Below are 18,614 nucleotides of genomic sequence, written 5' to 3'. Positions count from 1 at the left end.
CTCAAGCACCCAGCAAGCGGATCATTTCAGCTTCGTCGATCACGGCAATGCCCAACTCCTGCGCTTTTGCCAGTTTAGAGCCCGCCGCTTCCCCCGCAATCACCAGATCGGTTTTCTTCGACACGCTCCCCGCCACTTTCGCACCCAGCTCGATCAGACGCGCTTTGGCATCATCGCGCGACATCAGACTCAGGCTACCGGTCAGCACAATCGTTTTACCGGCAAACGGGCTGTCGATTTCTTCAGCGTTGATAACCACCGGCGCTGGCCAGTGAATACCCTGCGCCAGTAACTGAACGATCACCTCGCGGTTGCTCTCTTCGGCAAAGAAGTTAAACACGTGAGTGGCCACTACAATGCCCACATCCGGTACTTTTTGCAGCTCTTCAATGGAAGCCGCTTCCAGCGCATCCAGCGTACCGAAGTATGCAGCCAGACCTGCAGCCGTCGCTTCGCCGACTTCACGAATACCCAGCGCGTAGAGGAAACGGGCAAACGTGGTCTCTTTCGCTTTTTCTAGCGCATTCACTACGTTTTGCGCCGACTTCGGCCCCATTCGATCAAGGCCGGTCAGCTTACCTGCAGTCAACGTGAACAGATCCGCTGGTGTGTGCACGTACTCTTTCTCGACCAGTTGATCGATAATTTTGTCGCCCATCCCGTCAACGTCCAGCGCACGACGGGAAACGAAGTGTTTGAGCGACTCTTTACGCTGCGCACCACAGATTAAACCGCCAGTGCAGCGAGTAACGGCTTCGCCTTCCACGCGTTCAACGTCAGAGTTACACACCGGACAATGAGTGGGGAACTCGATTTCACACGTATCTTCCGGGCGTTCGGAAAGTACAACGTTCACCACCTGCGGGATGACATCACCCGCACGGCGAATAACGACTTTGTCGCCAATCCGCAAACCCAGCCGCTCGATTTCGTCAGCGTTATGCAGCGTTGCGTTACTAACAAGCACGCCAGCCACCTGCACCGGCTCAAGGCGGGCGACGGGCGTAATCGCGCCGGTACGACCGACCTGAAACTCAACGTCACGAACAAAAGTCATCTGTTCCTGCGCCGGGAACTTAAAGGCTACCGCCCAGCGCGGTGCGCGGGCAACAAAGCCCAGTTGCTCCTGCAGCGCCATGGAGTTGACTTTGACAACCACGCCGTCAATATCGAATCCCAGCGTCGGTCGGTCTTCTTCAACCTTATGATAGTAAGCAAGTACTTCCTCCGGAGAGTCGCAAAGCGCCACTCTGTCGCTCACCGGCAGCCCCCACGCTTTAAATTGCAGCAGGCGACCCAGATGGGTATCAGGCAACTCGCCGCCTTCCAGTACGCCGACGCCATAGCAGAAGAAAGTAAGCGGTCGCTTCGCTGTAATACGTGGATCGAGCTGACGCAGTGACCCGGCCGCCGCGTTACGCGGGTTAGCAAACACTTTGTTGCCAGTGCGGCGTGCTTCTTCGTTGATTTTTTCAAACCCGGCCTGTGGCATAAACACTTCGCCGCGCACTTCCAGGCGAGCCGGAATATTATCTCCGCGCAGCTTCAGCGGAATGGCACGAATAGTGCGGACGTTCGAAGTGATGTCTTCGCCGGTGGTGCCGTCACCGCGCGTCGCGGCGCTGACGAACATACCGTTTTCATACAGGATACTGACCGCCAGGCCGTCCAGCTTAAGCTCGCAGCACCAGGTCAGTTTATCCGTGCTCTTCAGTCTGTCCTGAACGCGCTTGTTAAAAGCAAGGAAGCTCTCTTCGTCAAAAACGTTGTCCAACGACAGCATCGGCACTTCATGGCGAATCTGGCTGAACGCCGCCAGCGGCTCGGCACCTACGCGCTGGGTGGGTGAATCGGGCGTGACAAGTTCAGGATGCTGCACTTCCAGTTCACGCAGTTCACGCATCAGGCGGTCATACTCCGCGTCCGGCAGTTCCGGGGCATCTAAAACATGATACAGATATTCATGATGGCGAAGCGTCGCTCGCAGTTCATTCAGTTGTTGTTCTATAGATTGCATATCACACCATCAATGATAAAAAACCCCCGACAGGCGGGGGTTCAGAAAGGAGAGGTCACGCCAGAGGAAAATCAGGCGTGAGATTCTTTAACTTCGCGGATGCGGTCCTGATACTCGCGCAGTTTCTGCGGCGTCATCATACGACGTTGATCGTCGAGCACCACACCGCCCACTTCATCGGCAATGTGCTGTGCGGACTGCAGCATCAGCTTGAAGTTTTGCAACTCGTCGCCATAGGACGGAACCTGCATAAAGATAGTGACGCCCGGCGTGCTGAAATCGCCGGTCATCTCAGGGTCAAACGTCCCTGGGTTAACCATATTGGCAAGACTGAACAGCGACGGGCCACTACCATCCGGGCTGAGATGACGATGGAAAATGTTCATATCGCCAAATTTAAAACCAGCCTGCTGAATGCTGTTGAGCAACACTTCACCGTTGAGCTCGCTGCCATGATGCGCCGCAACGTTCATAATGATGACCGCTTCTTTACGCTGCGGTTTTTCAGCAACGGGCGCTTCTTCAACAACCGGTTCAGGCTGCGGTTGATGTTCAACGGCAGGCTCTGCGGGCTGGAAGGTCTGTGGCGCAGATTGCGGTGCTTGCTGCACGGGCTGCTGAACCTGCGGGGCGACGGGCTGATGTTGCATCGGCTGCTGCGCAGGTTGCTGCTGAACAGGCTGATGTTGCACTGGCTGCTGCGGTTGTACGGGCTGCTGCGGCTGCTGAACATGCTGCGGCGGTACCGGCGCTTGTGCAGGCTGCTGCGCGTGTTGACGCGGCTGAGCAGACGCATAAGGCGGCTGGTACTGGTGTTGCGGCGACTGAGGAGGAACACCATGTTCCTGCACGTTACCGGGAGCATGATTCACACGATGCACGCGGACTTCGCCCACGCCTTCGTCTTCCTCGACGTTGTCGTCGTAGGAGTCCTCGTCATCACGTTTAGACTTCATGCGTTTCAGTGGGCGATCGCGGAATATAGAAGACCGCTCTTTACGGCTAGTCCAAAAACCATGTACCAGTAAAGCGATTATGGCGATCGCGCCAACAATGATTAATATCAGACGCAAATCCTGCATCATTATATTCTCTGTTGTTCTAACACCTTGCCACCACGGCAAACATTTACTCACTAAGAGTATTTGTCGATTACGCCAAGTGCAAGTGTACTCTTGGCTTTCACAGCATAAAGATGAACAAAATTGTGCTTTTTGCTGTTTTTTCGAACATTTCCGAACAGCTTAACGCTCAACAACCCGGTAAGATACGCAAAGTTTACCAGAGCTTATATAACAAGGAGTATGTCCTGACCATGGTTTCATCATCTGCAGTTGTACCTCGCAGCGGTTTTTACTACTTTTCTCAGGGATGGAAACTCATCACTCAACCGGGAATTCGTCGCTTTGTTATCCTGCCTTTACTGGTGAATATTCTGCTGATGGGCGGCGCATTCTGGTGGCTGTTTACGCAACTGGACAGTTGGATCCCCGCGCTGATGAGCCACGTCCCGAACTGGCTACAGTGGCTTAGCTATTTGCTCTGGCCGATTGTCACGATCTCCGTGCTACTGGTGTTTGGCTACCTGTTCTCTACCATCGCCAACTGGATTGCCGCACCGTTTAACGGCTTATTGGCAGAACAACTCGAAGCCCGCCTGACAGGCGCGACGCCGCCTGACACTGGCGTTCTTGGCATCATGAAAGACGTGCCGCGTATTATGAAGCGCGAATGGCAAAAGCTGGCGTGGTATCTTCCGCGCGCCTTTGTGTTACTGCTCCTCTATTTTATCCCCGGCGTGGGGCAGACCGTCGCACCTGTACTGTGGTTCCTGTTCAGCGCGTGGATGCTGGCTATTCAATATTGTGATTATCCGTTCGACAACCACAAAGTGCCCTTTAAAGAGATGCGTATCGCCCTGCGCACACGCAAAGTCACCAACATGCAGTTCGGTGCGCTAACCAGTCTGTTTACGATGATCCCGGTGCTCAATCTGTTCATCATGCCAGTCGCGGTTTGTGGTGCCACGGCGATGTGGGTAGACTGCTACCGTGCTAAACACGCGTTATGGAAGTAATGCAAAAATGTGTAAAACAGGGGGGGCTTATGCCGTCCCTTATTCCATACTGACGTCGAATATTTCCTTTCTGAATATAGATATGCTAAATCCTTACTTCCCCATACTTTCTCAACAGGTATGCTGAAGCGGTATCCCAATTTCATACAGTTAAGGACAGGCCATGAGTAAGATTTTTGAAGACAACTCGCTGACTATCGGTCATACGCCGCTGGTTCGACTGAACCGTATCGGTAACGGACGCATTCTGGCGAAGGTGGAGTCACGTAACCCGAGCTTCAGCGTCAAATGCCGTATCGGTGCCAATATGATTTGGGATGCCGAAAAACGTGGTGTACTGAAGCCGGGCGTTGAGTTGGTCGAACCGACCAGCGGTAACACCGGGATCGCGCTGGCCTACGTTGCTGCCGCCCGTGGTTACAAACTCACCCTGACGATGCCTGAAACTATGAGCATTGAGCGTCGCAAGTTGCTGAAGGCATTGGGTGCAAACCTGGTGCTGACCGAAGGCGCGAAAGGCATGAAGGGCGCGATTCAAAAGGCAGAAGAGATTGTTGCCAGCGACCCAGAAAAATTCCTGCTGCTGCAGCAGTTCAGCAACCCGGCTAACCCGGAAATCCACGAGAAAACCACCGGCCCGGAAATCTGGGAAGATACCGATGGTCAGGTTGATGTGTTTATCTCAGGCGTAGGTACCGGCGGTACGCTGACCGGGGTGACCCGCTACATTAAAGGAACCAAGGGCAAAACGGACCTCATCACCGTTGCCGTTGAGCCGACAGATTCTCCGGTTATAGCCCAGGCGCTGGCGGGCGAAGAGCTGAAACCGGGTCCGCACAAAATTCAGGGCATTGGCGCAGGCTTCATTCCTGGTAACCTTGACCTGAAGCTTATCGATAAAGTGGTTGCCATCACCAATGATGAAGCGATTTCCACGGCGCGCCGCCTGATGGAAGAAGAAGGTATTCTGGCAGGTATCTCTTCAGGTGCTGCGGTTGCTGCCGCGCTTAAGCTCCAGGAAGATGAATCCTTTACCAATAAGAATATAGTGGTTATTCTACCGTCATCGGGTGAGCGTTATCTGAGCACAGCACTGTTTGCCGATCTCTTCACTGAGAAAGAACTGCAACAGTAATGCCAGCATGTTAAAAACGCGTAAAAAAGCACCCTTTTGGGTGCTTTTTTGTGGCCTGCTTCAAAGTTTCAATCCACCTGGCATTGATTCAACCCGTCGGAACTGGTATTTAACCAAACTAATTATTTTGATGCGCGAAATTAATCGTTACAGGAAAAGCGCTAGCTGAATCGATTTTATGATTTGGTTCAACTCTTCCTTTCGCGGCATAATGTTTAATGACGAACGAAACGTCAGCGGCAAGAAGTTGCCAGCAACGGATTGCACCGAACTCCTTTTGTGTCGCGTCCTGTTTACGTCGGCGCTAACAATACAGGCTAAAGTTGAACCGCCAGGCTAGACTTTAGTTCCACAACACTAAACCTATAAGTTGGGGAAATATAATGTTCCAGCAAGAAGTTACCATTACCGCTCCGAACGGTCTGCATACTCGCCCTGCTGCTCAATTTGTTAAAGAAGCAAAAGGCTTTACATCTGAAATCACTGTGACTTCCAACGGCAAAAGCGCTAGCGCAAAAAGCCTGTTTAAGCTGCAGACTCTGGGCCTGACTCAGGGCACCGTTGTTACCCTTTCCGCAGAAGGCGAAGACGAGCAGAAAGCAGTTGAGCATCTGGTTAAACTGATGGCTGAACTCGAGTAAGTTCAACGAGTTCTTTTAAATATCAGTCACAAGTAAGGTAGGGTTATGATTTCAGGCATTTTAGCATCCCCGGGTATCGCTTTCGGCAAGGCACTGCTGCTGAAAGAAGACGAAATCGTCATTGACCGGAAAAAAATTTCTGCCGACAAGGTTGATCAGGAAGTTGAACGTTTTCTGAGCGGTCGTGCCAAGGCATCTGCGCAACTGGAAGCGATCAAAACCAAAGCTGGTGAAACATTCGGTGAAGAAAAAGAAGCCATCTTTGAAGGGCATATCATGCTGCTCGAAGATGAGGAGCTGGAGCAGGAAATCATAGCCCTGATTAAAGATAAGCACATGACGGCTGACGCAGCTGCACATGAGATTATCGAAGGTCAGGCCACAGCCCTGGAAGAGCTGGATGATGAATACCTGAAAGAACGTGCGGCTGACGTACGTGACATCGGTAAACGCCTGCTGCGTAACATCCTGGGTCTGGCAATTATCGACCTGAGCGCTATCCAGGAAGAAGTTATCCTGGTTGCCGCTGACTTGACCCCGTCAGAAACCGCACAGCTGAACCTCGAAAAGGTGCTGGGTTTCATTACTGACGCAGGTGGACGTACCTCTCATACCTCAATTATGGCGCGTTCTTTGGAACTGCCTGCCATCGTCGGTACCGGTAGCGTCACCTCTCAGGTGAAAAACGACGACTATCTGATTCTGGATGCCGTAAACAATCAGGTTTACGTCAACCCAACTAACGACGTTATCGAACAACTGCGTGCCGTTCAGGAGCAGGTTGCTACCGAGAAAGCGGAACTCGCTAAGCTGAAAGATCTGCCGGCTATCACGCTGGACGGTCACCAGGTTGAAGTGTGTGCCAACATCGGTACCGTTCGTGACGTTGAAGGCGCTGAGCGTAATGGCGCTGAAGGCGTAGGTCTGTATCGCACCGAATTCCTGTTCATGGACCGTGAATCGCTGCCGACTGAAGAAGAACAGTTTGCTGCGTATAAAGCCGTGGCTGAAGCCTGTGGCTCTCAGGCGGTCATCGTCCGTACCATGGACATCGGCGGCGATAAAGAGCTGCCGTACATGAACTTCCCGAAAGAAGAGAACCCGTTCCTGGGCTGGCGTGCCGTACGTATCGCCATGGATCGTAAAGAGATCCTGCGTGACCAGGTTCGCGCTATCCTGCGTGCCTCTGCTTTCGGCAAACTGCGCATCATGTTCCCAATGATCATCTCTGTTGAAGAAGTGCGCGCACTGCGCAAAGAGATCGAAATCTACAAACAGGAACTGCGCGACGAAGGTAAAGCATTTGACGAAAGCATTGAGATTGGCGTGATGGTGGAAACACCGGCTGCGGCAACAATTGCGCGTCACTTAGCCAAAGAAGTTGATTTCTTTAGTATCGGCACCAATGATTTAACGCAGTACACCCTGGCAGTTGACCGTGGTAATGATATGATTTCACACCTTTACCAACCAATGTCGCCATCTGTGCTGACGCTGATCAAGCAAGTTATTGATGCTTCTCATGCTGAAGGCAAATGGACTGGCATGTGTGGTGAGCTTGCAGGCGACGAACGTGCTACACTTCTGTTGCTGGGGATGGGTCTGGACGAATTCTCTATGAGCGCCATTTCTATCCCGCGCATTAAGAAGATTATCCGTAACACGAACTTCGAAGATGCGAAGGTGTTAGCAGAGCAGGCTCTTGCTCAACCGACAACGGACGAGTTAATGACGCTGGTTAACAAGTTCATTGAAGAAAAAACAATCTGCTAATCCACGAGATGCGGCCCAATTTACTGCTTAGGAGAAGATCATGGGTTTGTTCGATAAACTGAAATCTCTGGTTTCTGATGATAAGAAAGACACCGGAACTATTGAGATTGTTGCTCCGCTCTCTGGCGAGATCGTCAACATCGAAGACGTGCCGGATGTAGTTTTTGCTGAAAAGATCGTTGGTGATGGCATTGCTATCAAACCAACCGGTAACAAAATGGTTGCCCCTGTAGATGGCACCATCGGCAAAATCTTTGAAACCAACCACGCTTTCTCTATCGAATCCGACAGCGGCATTGAGCTGTTTGTTCACTTCGGTATTGATACCGTTGAACTAAAAGGCGAAGGCTTTAAGCGTATCGCTGAAGAAGGTCAGCGCGTGAAAGTGGGCGACCCGGTTATTGAATTCGATCTGCCGCTGCTGGAAGAAAAAGCCAAGTCTACCCTGACTCCGGTTGTTATCTCCAACATGGACGAAATCAAAGAACTGATCAAACTGTCCGGTAGCGTGACCGTGGGTGAAACCCCGGTTATCCGCATCAAGAAGTAATTCTTGCGTAGGCCGGATAAGGCGTTTACGCCGCCATCCGGCAATCAGGCAATACCTTGCCGGATGGCGCTACGCTTATCCGGCCTACAAAGAATCTCGTATCGTAGGCCGGATAAGCGTAGCGCCATCCGCCATTAAATGTGCGCGGTCATCGGTCGATAATACGCCTCACGCATCAGGATTTTCATGCCCTCCGGCCCGCTCTCCAGCATCCGCCGTTCCGAATCCGCCACCAACAACTCACAGTCGTAACCACCTGCAATACCAAACATGGCTCGCGCCACGCAGATATCTTCCAGCGCCGTTGTCCCGCTGGTGTCAAAATGTCCAACCATACGCCCATTCTGGCGAACCACCAGCCGGTAACTCTTCATCGCGCCTCCCCTGCCGGTGGCAGAATTAACTCATCACAACCGCACTGGTTGGTCCACGTCATCACTTCCAGCACGCGCTGTGCAGCATCGTGCGTGGCAGCAGTAAGTGGTTTTCCCAACACGATACCGCTCACCAGTTCAGCGCAGAACAGATCGCCGGTCCCCTTCAGGTCTGTTTTCACCCGCGGATGGGCTAGCACCTCAACCGTTTCAGCTGTCACGACGGCAACCTGAATGACCGCCTCGGTTTCTCCCGGTGCGCTGGTGATTACCACCCATTTCAGCGTATCGGTGAGCAGCGATTTGGCTGCCGATATCGCTTCATCCAGCGTGCGACAAGGTTTACCGCTCAATATCTGCAGCTCAAACACGTTTGGCGTCAGTCCCTGTGCCAGCGGTAGCAGATGCTTGCGATACGCCTGCGGTATTTCGGCCTTTACGTACATGCCGCTGTCCGTATCGCCAATCACCGGATCGACCAGAATACACAGATCCGGGTGGGTAGCCCGAACGGTCTCCAGCCACTGTGCCAGCAGAGCGATTTGTTCCGCACTGCCCATATACCCCGTGGTCACCGCTTTTAACTCACGTAACGCATCGCGTTCATTTAAGGCGCGAAGATAGCCGCTAAACCAGTCGGCCGGGATAACACCACCATAAAAGGTCTCATAATGCGGTGTATTGCTGAACAGTACCGTTGGGATCGCAGTGACGCGTAATCCCTGCGCTTTGATGGCTGGGACGGCGATACTGTTGCCTACGCTGCCATACACCACCTGTGACTGGACGGCGACGATATCGGTTTGTAACGCCCGATGCTTGTCGTCGAAGAGCACTGACTGAATATCACTCCCCTGCTCCATAAATCTCTCCTCTCGCTGGACAGCGGGCTATCGCCTCACTATTATCGTCATATGCTAAAATTCATTTTGTCATAGGTCAATAATGATCGACGGAAAAACCGCTAACGAAATTTTTGACAGTATTCGTCAACATGTCGCTACAGGCACGTTGGCAGCAGGAGAAACGTTGCCGCCGGTGCGTGAACTAGCAACAGCATTGAACGTTAACCGTAATACTGTCGCGGCGGCTTATAAACGCCTTGTCACCTCCGGACTGGCGCAGAGCCTCGGACGCAATGGCACAGTGATCAAAGAAATATCTGCCCCCGTTGCGCTGGAAGGTGGCAATCCGGATACCGCGCTCGTCGATCTTTCCGGCGGTAATCCAGCGCCTTCGCGTCTTCCAGACCTCAGCCGTTATTTCGTGCAAATAAATAAGAATCCGCGTTTATACGGCGATGCCGCCGTATCACCCGGTCTTAAAGCGTGGGCCGCGCAATGGATGCAGGACGCAATGCCAGGCAAGGGAGAAATCGATATCACCAGCGGCGCTATTGACGCCATTGAACGTCTGCTATGCGCCCATTTACTGCCTGGCGATAGCGTTGTCGTAGAAGATCCGTGCTTTTTGAGCAGCATCAATATGCTGCGGTATGCCGGATTCTCAGCAAATCCTGTCAACGTTGACCACGAAGGCATGCAGCCAGAGATGCTGGAAATTGCGCTACAAAAAGGTGCGCGGGCGGTGATTATGACGCCGCGCGCCCATAACCCGACGGGATGCAGCCTGAGCGCATCCCGCGCGGCGCAATTGCAGGAAATCCTGGCCCGTTATCCGCAAACGCTGGTTATTGTCGACGACCACTTTGCGCTGCTGTCCGCTTGCCGCTGGTATCCGGTGATAGCAAAAGAAACCACCCACTGGGCCGTCATCCGTTCGATGTCTAAAACATTAGGCCCGGACTTACGCCTTGCCATCGTTGCCAGCGATCCGGTTACTTCAGCAAAACTGCGGTTGCGACTCAACTCCGGCAGTCAGTGGGTCAGCCATCTGCTTCAGGATTTAGCCTGCGCCTGCCTGAGCGACGAAGAATATCAACATAAGCTGGTGCAGACTCAGCAGTTTTACGCAACACAGCAGCAAAAACTGACCACCGCTCTCAGAGGATATGGCATTGATCTGCCCGTCGCTGATGGTCTGAATCTGTGGCTGCCTCTGTCGCACCACAGTCAATCACTTGCTTTTGCCCTGGCAAAATCCGGTTGGCTGGTACGCGAAGGTGAGGTGTTTGGTGTGAATACACCATCGCACGGTCTGCGCATTACGCTGTCGACCTTAAACGACAGCGATATTTATAAGCTGGCGGCTGATATTCATCAGGCGCAAAAGCGCTAACAGGAGAGAAAAAGTGCGAGTTCATTTTGTTATTCATGAGTCTTTTGAATCTGCTGGCGCGTATCTGCCGTGGGCAGAACAACGTGGCTATACCATCAGTTGGTCACAGGTTTACGCCGGAGAATCGGTTCCCGCCAATGCCGATGGCTTCGATATGCTGGTCGTCTTTGGCGGTCCGCAGTCTCCACGCACCACGCTGGCAGAGTGCCCGTATTTTGACTCTCAGGCTGAACAGCACCTGATCAATCAGGCGATTTCAGCACGCAAAATTGTGGTGGGGATCTGTTTGGGGTCGCAGTTAATCGGTGAAGCGCTGGGTGCGAAAGTATGCCAGAGCCCGGAAAAAGAGATTGGCCACTACCCGATCGCTCTGACCGAAGCAGGCCAACAGCATCCGTTGTTCAGCCATTTTGGTTCACCGCTTACCGTCGGTCACTGGCACAACGATATGCCGGGATTAACCGATCAGGCGACAATTCTTGCCGCCAGCGAGGGCTGCCCGCGACAAATCGTACAATACGGTAATTTCGTTTATGGTTTTCAGTGTCATATGGAATTTACCGCCGAAGCAATCGAGGGGCTGATTCAGCATTCAGAACAAGAGTTAGCAGAGGCCAAAGGAAAACGTTTTATCCGCTCTGTCGCTGAAATGCGCGAATGGGATTACCAGCAGATGAATGAAAAACTGTGGCAGTTCCTGGATAAACTGGTAGAGAACCGTAACGATTCATCATTGAAGGCCGGATAAAACACGTAACGTCTTATCCGGTGATCGTGTCGTATGTTTGCCTGATGGCGCTACGCTTATCAGGCAAACAAATTAGATCCCTGCGCCCTGGTTAAAGTGCTCCTCGCCAAAAACGCCGGTCGAAAGGTAGCGATCGCCGCGATCGCAGATGATCGCCACCACCACGGCTCCAGGTGTAGCACGTGCCACGCGTAACGCCCCCGCCACCGCGCCGCCAGAGCTGACACCGCAGAAAATGCCTTCACGAACGGCCAGCTCACGCATAGTGTTTTCCGCATCGTTCTGATGAATATCCAGCACTTCATCCACCAGCGAGGCGTTAAAAATGCCTGGCATATACTCCGCTGGCCAGCGGCGAATTCCCGGAATACTGCTGCCCTCTTCCGGCTGCAGACCCACGATTGTGACCGATTTTTCCTGTTCACGCAGAAAACGCGACACGCCGGTAATGGTGCCTGTTGTTCCCATACTGGAAACGAAATGGGTAACGCGGCCTGACGTCTGCTGCCAGATTTCCGGGCCGGTTGTGGTGTAATGCGCGTATGGGTTATCCGGGTTGTTGAACTGGTCCAGAAGTTTTCCTTCGCCGCGTTGCGCCATTTCCAGAGCTAAATCACGCGCTCCTTCCATCCCCTGCTCTTTGGTCACCAGAACCAGTTCAGCCCCGTAGGCACGCATCGCCGCACGGCGTTCCTGACTCATGTTGTCCGGCATTAACAGCTTCATGCGATAGCCTTTCAGCGCGGCGATCATCGCCAGCGCAATCCCGGTGTTGCCGCTGGTTGCCTCGATCAGCACATCACCCGGCTGAATTTCTCCACGCTTTTCCGCTTCGACGATCATCGACAGCGCGGCGCGGTCTTTCACCGAACCCGCAGGATTATTGCCTTCCAGCTTGACCCAAATTTCACTGCCGTTATCCGGCGTCAGACGTTGTAATTTCACCAGAGGCGTATTGCCAATCGTTTGTTCTAATGTGTTCATGAGTGCTGTCCAATAAAAAGCCGGGTGGCGCTGCGCTTACCCGGCCTACAAAATCACGGCATATGCGGTAGGCCCGGTAAGCATAGCGCCACCGGGCGATAAACCTGCAAATTAACCTATCAGGCAGATTCCGCCAGAGCAAGCTCCGCTTCGCGCGTTTCAATGCGCTGTTCGCCGTTATACAGACGTGCATTTTGCAGCCCAACAAACAGGCGCTCACCGCGACTCGGGGGATTATCGCCCTGCATTACTACCGTCAGCGGTTCGTTATACCACCCCAGCGGCTGCACAACTAATTGGGTGTAGTGACCTTTCGGACTGGCTTCCAGTACCTGAACAGGCAGCGGTGAATCCAGGCTGGTACGGCGGCTGACGTCCACTTCCCACGGACGCAGGAACAGATCCACCGGTCCCTGATAGCTTGGCGTATAGCCCAGCGGCCAGCGGTGTGCGCCGACGTGGAATTGTCCACCGCGAATCGTCCCTTGCAGTCGGTTAACCTCACCCATAAACTCCAGCACAAAGCGGGTAGTCGGTTCGCGCCATACCTGATCGGGCGCATCGGCCTGTTCGATATGGCCCTGGCTCATCACCACCACGCGGTCTGCGACTTCTGTCGCTTCTTCCTGATCGTGAGTAACAAACACGCTGGTGAACTTCAGCTCTTCATGCAACTGACGCAGCCAGCGACGCAACTCTTTACGTACCTGAGCATCGAGCGCGCCAAACGGCTCATCGAGCAGCAGGATCTGCGGTTCCACCGCTAACGCTCGTGCCAGCGCCACGCGCTGTTTTTGCCCACCGGAAAGTTGCGCCGGAAAGCGATCCGCCAGATGGGCAAGCTGCACCATCTCCAGCAATTTGGTGACTTTCGCTTTGATGGTCACCGCATTTGGACGCTCGCGACGCGGTAACACCGTCAGGCCAAAGGCGATGTTGTCGAAAACGGTCATATGGCGAAACAGCGCGTAGTGCTGAAATACGAAGCCAACTTTACGATCACGCGCATGTAAGCGACTGACGTCAGTACCATGAAAGCGAATATGCCCGCTGGACTGATGTTCCAGCCCGGCAATAATGCGCAGCAGCGTGGTTTTGCCCGAGCCAGATGGCCCCAGCAACGCGACCATCTGACCTGAAGGAATATCCAGCGAGATATCGTTCAGCACCTGGGTGCGACCAAAAGACTTCTTAATATTGGCAATCTCAATGCTCATGATTTTCCTCCTGCTGCGCGCGTTTCTCCTGGTTCTCCAGACGCCATTGCAACATGCTCTTCAAAAACAGGGTAATAATCGCCATCAGCGTTAACAGCGCCGCGGCGGTAAAGGAGCCGACCGTGTTGTAGTCTTGCTCCAGTAATTCAATTTGTAGCGGCAGAGACAAGGTTTCGCCGCGAATCGAGCCGGAAACCACCGACACCGCGCCAAATTCGCCAATCGCACGGGCATTAGTCAGCACCACGCCGTACAGCAACGCCCAACGAATATTCGGCAGCGTCACACGGCGGAACATCTGCCAGCCGGATGCGCCAAGCAGAACCGCCGCTTCGTCTTCGTTACTGCCCTGACTCAACATCACCGGCACCAGTTCGCGCACCACAAACGGACAGGTCACGAACACCGTGACCAGCACCATTCCCGGCCAGGCAAACATAATTTGCAGATTGTGTTCATCCAGCCATCCACCCAGCGGACCGTTAGAGCCGTAAAACAGCAGATACACCAGGCCGGCGACCACCGGCGAGACGGCAAACGGAATATCCAGTAAGGTCAGCAACAGCTGGCGTCCGGGGAAGTTAAAACGGGTCACCAGCCACGCCAGCAGCACACCAAACACCAGGTTCACCGGCACCGCAATCAGCGCAATCAGCACCGTCAACCAGATAGCGTGAAGCATGTCCGGGTCGGCCAGGTTCTGTAATACCGGCATTAATCCCTTGCTGAACGCCTGCACGAAGATGTAAATCATCGGCACCAGCAAAATAAACGCGGACACCAGCATACCGATGCCGATCAGAAACCATTTCCCCCAGTTAATGCGGGGCGCGCCATAGTGTTTCAATTGGGTAATCTCTGCCATCAGTGACCTACCACGCGTCGACCAAAGCGACTTTGCAGGGTGTTAATTGAAAACAGCAGCAACAGCGACGCCCCGAGGATCACAGAGGCAATCGCACTGGCAGCCGGATAGTCAAACTCCTGCAAGCGAACAAAAATCATCAGCGAGGTGACTTCCGTTTTCCATGCAATGTTGCCGGCGATAAAGATAACGGCACCAAACTCACCGAGGCTGCGGGTAAACGAAAGCGCAACCCCCGCCACCAGCGCGGGAGACAGCTCCGGTAACACCACTTTACGAAAGCTCTGCCAGCGCGTGGCACCGAGCGTTTCCGCCGCTTCTTCATATTCCGGGCCTAACTCTTCCAGCACCGGCTGCACAGTTCGCACCACAAACGGAATACTGGTAAACGCCATCGCCACCGCGATACCGAGCCAGGTGTAAGTCACCTTAATATCCAGCTTCGCCAGCCACTCGCCGTAGAAACCGTTGACCGAAAACAGCGACGCCAGCGTCAGACCCGCCACCGCCGTAGGCAGCGCGAATGGCAGATCCATCAGCGCATCCAGCAGCGTCCGACCCGGAAAACGATAGCGGGTTAAGATCCACGCCATCAGCAGGCCAAACACGCCGTTAAAAATCGATGCCACAAACGCCGACAGCAGCGTCACTTTATACGCCGCCACCACCTGCGGGTTGGTAATCACATCCCAGTATTGCGCCCAGCTCATTTGCGCCAGTTGCATCACCAGCGCGCTAAGCGGCAGCAGCAATATCAGGCAGACAAACAGTAGGCTGGTGCCCAGGCTTAAGGTGAAGCCGGGCAACACGCGTCGGGAAGAAACAGCAAACATTTACTTGCGCCCCGCCGCCAACAGCTTGTCCAGCTCACCACCGCTGACAAAGTGTGTCTTCATCACTTCAGGCCAGGAGCCGAACTTGTCTTCTACGCGGAACAATTCAGTCTGCGGGAATTTATCTTGCTGTTTGTCCATCACCTGCGGGTTATTCACGCGGTAGTAGAAATCGGTAATGATGGTTTGCGCCTGCGGGCTGTACAGCCAGTTCAGATACGCTTTAGCCGCTTTTTCAGTCCCGTTGGCCTGCACGTTTTTATCTACCCAGGCTACCGGGAATTCGGCGAGGATATTGGTTTTCGGGATAACCACTTCAAAACCCTGCGCTTCATACTGTTTGCGAATGTTGTTCACTTCTGATTCGAAGCTGATCAGCACATCGCCCAGGCCGCGCTCTGCAAAGGTGGTGGTAGCACCGCGGCCGCCGGTATCAAACACTTCGACGTTTTTCAGAAACTGGGTCATGAACTGTTCAGTTTTGGCTTTATCGCCACCGTCAGCTTTATCCGCAGCACCCCACGCCGCCAGATAGGTATAGCGCGCGTTACCGGAGGTTTTTGGGTTCGGGAAAATCAGTTTCACATCAGAACGCACAAGGTCATTCCAGTCATGAATATTCTTCGGGTTCCCCTTACGCACCAGGAAGCCCATGGTGGAATAGAACGGCGAGCTGTTATTCGGCAGACGACTTTGCCAGTCGGCCGGGATCAGCTTGCCTTTGTCATGCAGGATCTGCACATCGGTGACCTGGTTATAGGTCACCACATCGGCTTTCAGCCCTTGCAGAATCGCCAGTGCCTGTTTTGATGACCCGGCATGAGATTGTTTAATCGTCAGTTTGTCACCGCCGTTATCCTTCGCCCATTGCTGTTCAAACGGCGGATTAAGGGCGGCAAACAGCTCGCGAGACACATCGTATGAACTGTTCAACAGTTCTGTTGCCTGCGCCTGACCCACCAGCAACAATATTGCAGCCAGCGTCAGGGTTCTTTTTTTCAGTAAGTTAACGGCCATTGCGCACCCTTATAAATTTAATGACTTTCTTATGGTCATCATATTTATAACCGGCACTAAAGGAGTAACGGTTTTATATACCGTTTGATGATTTGAAAGTTGAAAAGAGAATAAGGGGAAACCCCTCCCCAGGTTCACCGGGGAGGAGACAGGCATCAATCAGATGCCGACGCTGATGCTTTCAGGCAGGGTGCTGCCGCCATCAATCACGTTTTGCGTGCCAGTTAAATAGCTGGACTCATCCGACGCGAGGAACGCCGCCAGTTCACCCACTTCAAGCGGACAGGCCAGACGACGCATCGGGATCGCTTTCGCCATGTCGACTAATACGGATTCAGGATCGTCCGGGTTAGACTGACGCGCGATATTCTCTGCCATCGGCGTACGAACGTAGCCTGGGCAAATGGCATTTACGCGAATGCCGGACTGCGCGTATTCAACCGCCAGGGACTTGGTTAAGCCGATAATAGCGGCTTTCGACAGCGCATACGCCGTTTCGCCCGGGTCGGCTACCATATCGCCTGTTACCGATGACATCATCACGATGCGCCCGTCTTTGCGCGCAATCATCTCCGGCAGAACGGCCTTCGTCACGTTCCAGACGCCTTTAATGTTGACATCAATGTGGAAGTCGCGATCTTCATCGCTCATTTCAAGGAAGTTGCCAAGGCGACATACGCCTGCATTGTTGACCAGAATGTCGATTTTGCCTTCAATTTTCTTCGCGCGTTTTACCGCTTCCGTGACCGACGCAAAATCTCTGACGTCTGCGTGAACCGCTGTGCAGCGATGCCCGCGCCCAGCCAGTTCATCCGCCAGCTTTTCAATCTCATCGGAGATATCCAGCAGGATTAAGTTCGCGCCATGGCGGGCAAACGTTCTGGCGATCCCCTCGCCAATACCCTGAGATGCGCCCGTAATCAATGCTGTTTTGCCCGTGAGTTTTCCCATTTCAATATTCTCCTTTTGAATATGAAGCCTTCACTTCATTCACGCAGAAGATACAGCATTAACAAATTCATGCTGAGGAATAGCTCACTAAATCAGGTTAATTTCAGGTAAAAAAAATCCCCGTCGGGGCGGGGATTTTCAATTTCATGACAGATAAGAACGCGGTAGGCCTGGTAAGCGTGAGCGCAACCAGGCAACACTGGGGTTACAGCGCCATCAGTCGATCCAGCGACGGTGCAAAGTAATAGCCACCGGTGACCGGTTTGGTGAAGCGCAGCATTGCATCACGTTTGCCGTCGGTATCGCCAAACATGCTCAGCAACTGTTGTTCAATGTTGTGCAGACGGGCGCAGTAGGCGCAGAAATAGAGACCATGCGTGCCGCTGGCAGTGCCGTATGGCAGGCTCTGGCGCACAATTTTCAGCCCTTTACCGTCTTCTTTGAGGTCAACACGGCTCAGGTGGGATGTTACCGGACGATCGTCACCATCGATCTCTTCGTTGGCTTCCTTGGTGCGGCCAATCATCATTTCCTGGTCATGGATGCTCATGCGATTAAGCTGCTTCAGGTTATGTTCCCAACGCTGCACAAACACATAGCTGCCACCGGCATCCACACCATCTTTGATAACGGCGACTTCACGGCGCGTTTCTTCGCCTGCCGGGTTTTCCGTACCGTCAACAAAGCCGCTGAGGTCACGCTCTTCGACCCAACGGAAACCGTGGATTTCTTCTTTGACTTCAATACAGTCGCCAAATGCTTCCATTGCCGCCTGCGCAACGGAGAAATTCACGTCATGACGCAAAGAGAGAATATGGATCAACACGTCATATTGGGTTGCTGGTGCCAGACCTTTACCATAAGGGATAAAGTCTTTTAACTCTTCAGCACCGACGCCGCCGCTCAATGCACGCCAGGTGTTGTTGCCAAAAGCGACAACCGCGCCCAGATGCGCATCCGGGAACTTAGCTTCAAAGGTCGCCAGCTTATCGGCGAAGGTTTTGCTGGCCGCACGCAGGGCCTCAACGTCGCCTTTAACATTGGCTTCAATCCAAATCGCCGCACGGCAATGTTCTGGCAAAATGCCACTCTGAACCTGAGACATTGTTCCTCCTGAAAAAAAGATGCCACGACATCGTGGCATTGATGGGCGTTATTCTACCTGTTTTTTTAGTCCGTCGATTTGTTCAGACG

18 protein-coding genes are annotated in these 18,614 nt (G+C 53.3%); 7 read left to right on the top strand and 11 right to left on the bottom strand.

What is annotated here, in order from left to right:
* Position 1 precedes the first annotated feature (1 nt).
* Positions 2–2,017 (bottom strand): NAD-dependent DNA ligase LigA, encoded by a 2,016-nt coding sequence (gene ligA / locus IB196_RS06680; RefSeq protein ID WP_040231460.1) that lies wholly within the window; start codon positions 2,015–2,017, stop codon positions 2–4.
* Positions 2,018–2,088: 71 nt separating this feature from the next.
* Complete coding sequence (zipA, locus tag IB196_RS06675; RefSeq protein WP_188232131.1) at positions 2,089–3,102, bottom strand: cell division protein ZipA; 1,014 nt, start codon at positions 3,100–3,102, stop codon at positions 2,089–2,091.
* A 230-nt stretch (positions 3,103–3,332) separates the two neighbouring features.
* On the opposite strand from zipA, the gene cysZ reads away from it, so the two are divergent.
* The 5 genes from cysZ (at position 3,333) to crr (ending at position 8,193) form a co-directional block, all read left to right on the top strand.
* Complete coding sequence (cysZ, locus tag IB196_RS06670; RefSeq protein ID WP_086523404.1) at positions 3,333–4,094, top strand: sulfate transporter CysZ; 762 nt, start codon at positions 3,333–3,335, stop codon at positions 4,092–4,094.
* Between the two features lie 163 nt (positions 4,095–4,257).
* The gene (gene cysK / locus IB196_RS06665; protein ID WP_005121957.1) at positions 4,258–5,229 is read left to right on the top strand and encodes a cysteine synthase A; all 972 of its coding nucleotides are present in this window, start codon (positions 4,258–4,260) and stop codon (positions 5,227–5,229) included.
* Between the two features lie 383 nt (positions 5,230–5,612).
* The gene (gene ptsH / locus IB196_RS06660; protein WP_002913505.1) at positions 5,613–5,870 is read left to right on the top strand and encodes a phosphocarrier protein Hpr; all 258 of its coding nucleotides are present in this window, start codon (positions 5,613–5,615) and stop codon (positions 5,868–5,870) included.
* 45 nt (positions 5,871–5,915) lie between these two features.
* Complete coding sequence (gene ptsI, locus IB196_RS06655) at positions 5,916–7,643, top strand: phosphoenolpyruvate-protein phosphotransferase PtsI (RefSeq protein WP_005121951.1); 1,728 nt, start codon at positions 5,916–5,918, stop codon at positions 7,641–7,643.
* Between the two features lie 40 nt (positions 7,644–7,683).
* Positions 7,684–8,193: a PTS glucose transporter subunit IIA gene (gene crr, locus IB196_RS06650; RefSeq protein ID WP_000522253.1), complete on the top strand. Its 510-nt coding sequence runs from the start codon at positions 7,684–7,686 to the stop codon at positions 8,191–8,193.
* Between the two features lie 134 nt (positions 8,194–8,327).
* Here crr and IB196_RS06645 read toward each other — a convergent pair whose 3' ends face one another.
* Together IB196_RS06645 and pdxK are read right to left on the bottom strand one after the other, a co-directional pair.
* Entirely contained in the window at positions 8,328–8,567 is a 240-nt protein-coding gene (locus tag IB196_RS06645) for a hypothetical protein (protein WP_005121950.1), read from the bottom strand.
* Positions 8,564–9,430 (bottom strand): pyridoxine/pyridoxal/pyridoxamine kinase, encoded by an 867-nt coding sequence (pdxK, locus tag IB196_RS06640; RefSeq protein ID WP_188232132.1) that lies wholly within the window; start codon positions 9,428–9,430, stop codon positions 8,564–8,566. The genes IB196_RS06645 and pdxK overlap by 4 nt, the downstream gene beginning before the upstream one ends.
* A gap of 82 nt (positions 9,431–9,512) precedes the next feature.
* On the opposite strand from pdxK, the gene ptsJ reads away from it, so the two are divergent.
* Positions 9,513–10,805, top strand: coding sequence for a transcriptional regulator PtsJ (ptsJ, locus tag IB196_RS06635; protein WP_188232133.1), 1,293 nt, complete (start codon positions 9,513–9,515; stop codon positions 10,803–10,805).
* 13 nt (positions 10,806–10,818) lie between these two features.
* Positions 10,819–11,553, top strand: coding sequence for a type 1 glutamine amidotransferase (locus IB196_RS06630; protein ID WP_040233515.1), 735 nt, complete (start codon positions 10,819–10,821; stop codon positions 11,551–11,553).
* A 72-nt stretch (positions 11,554–11,625) separates the two neighbouring features.
* Here IB196_RS06630 and cysM read toward each other — a convergent pair whose 3' ends face one another.
* The 7 genes from cysM to yfeX all read right to left on the bottom strand — a co-directional run bounded on the left by cysM (position 11,626) and on the right by yfeX (position 18,525).
* Entirely contained in the window at positions 11,626–12,537 is a 912-nt protein-coding gene (cysM, locus tag IB196_RS06625; protein ID WP_040233513.1) for a cysteine synthase CysM, read from the bottom strand.
* Between the two features lie 119 nt (positions 12,538–12,656).
* The gene (gene cysA / locus IB196_RS06620; protein ID WP_188232134.1) at positions 12,657–13,754 is read right to left on the bottom strand and encodes a sulfate/thiosulfate ABC transporter ATP-binding protein CysA; all 1,098 of its coding nucleotides are present in this window, start codon (positions 13,752–13,754) and stop codon (positions 12,657–12,659) included.
* Entirely contained in the window at positions 13,744–14,619 is an 876-nt protein-coding gene (cysW, locus tag IB196_RS06615; protein WP_121584874.1) for a sulfate/thiosulfate ABC transporter permease CysW, read from the bottom strand. The genes cysA and cysW overlap by 11 nt, the downstream gene beginning before the upstream one ends.
* A complete protein-coding gene (gene cysT / locus IB196_RS06610) occupies positions 14,619–15,452 on the bottom strand; it encodes a sulfate/thiosulfate ABC transporter permease CysT (protein WP_003038061.1) in 834 nt (277 codons plus the stop codon). Before cysT ends, cysW begins: the two co-directional genes overlap by 1 nt.
* A complete protein-coding gene (gene cysP / locus IB196_RS06605) occupies positions 15,453–16,469 on the bottom strand; it encodes a thiosulfate/sulfate ABC transporter substrate-binding protein CysP (RefSeq protein WP_149692252.1) in 1,017 nt (338 codons plus the stop codon).
* A 159-nt stretch (positions 16,470–16,628) separates the two neighbouring features.
* Positions 16,629–17,420 (bottom strand): SDR family oxidoreductase UcpA, encoded by a 792-nt coding sequence (gene ucpA, locus IB196_RS06600; RefSeq protein WP_005121934.1) that lies wholly within the window; start codon positions 17,418–17,420, stop codon positions 16,629–16,631.
* Positions 17,421–17,625: 205 nt separating this feature from the next.
* The gene (yfeX, locus tag IB196_RS06595) at positions 17,626–18,525 is read right to left on the bottom strand and encodes a porphyrinogen peroxidase (protein ID WP_003838547.1); all 900 of its coding nucleotides are present in this window, start codon (positions 18,523–18,525) and stop codon (positions 17,626–17,628) included.
* Positions 18,526–18,614: the final 89 nt, after the last annotated feature.

Origin of the sequence: Citrobacter sp. C6_1, from assembly GCF_014596835.2 — a bacterium.
GTDB classification, from domain to species: Bacteria; Pseudomonadota; Gammaproteobacteria; order Enterobacterales; family Enterobacteriaceae; genus Citrobacter; species Citrobacter pasteurii.
The sequence above is the reverse complement of the archived record's forward strand: the minus strand, read 5'-3'. Positions and strand labels throughout refer to the sequence as shown.